1 protein-coding gene is annotated in these 563 nt (G+C 60.9%); it reads left to right on the forward strand.

What is annotated here, in order from left to right:
• Nucleotides 1-207: 207 nt before the first annotated feature.
• On the forward strand, nucleotides 208-563 hold a 356-nt coding region (locus F0155_RS23310), incomplete at its 3' end, for a contractile injection system protein, VgrG/Pvc8 family (protein ID WP_208999427.1).

Raw genomic sequence — 563 nt, forward strand, 5'->3', positions numbered from 1 at the left:
ACAGCTGGCAGGATCATCGCGCCGAGCTGGAGATCACCGGCTTTCTGGACCGCCTGCCGCCGGATCCGCTTCTTGCCGAGGAATGCAGACCGCCGGTCACAAGGTCTGCGGCTTCGCCCGGTAAACGGGCAGGAGGGCGTTCCTGATGCAGCGTCCCGAGATTGCAGACAACCAATTGTTTGATGATGTGTTCAAGAAGGTGATGTCATGAATGTGCTGGCGCGCATACCGGCCCTATTCCAGGATCAGGATCTGGCCTTTTCCTTCACCGCTCCGGCTGCAGGCGACACGGCGCTTCTGGTCTATGACTTTTCCGTCTCCGAGGATCTCTTTGGCCTGACCTCCACCGATGTGCAGCTGGCCAGTGATGATCCCGATATCGACCTGCATGCGCTGCTCGACACGCCTGCCACCTTGACCATCCATCACAAATATCTGGGCACCCGCCATTTTGCCGGGGTGATTGCCCAGATCTCGCGCGGCGGCGAGGGGTTCCGCCGCACGCTCTATTCCATCACGCTGCTGCCGATGCTGCACCGGCTGGCCCATGGCTCCGATTGCCG

It is taken from the genome of Roseibium sediminis, assembly GCF_008711325.1.
Classification (GTDB): domain Bacteria; phylum Pseudomonadota; class Alphaproteobacteria; order Rhizobiales; family Stappiaceae; genus Roseibium; species Roseibium sediminis.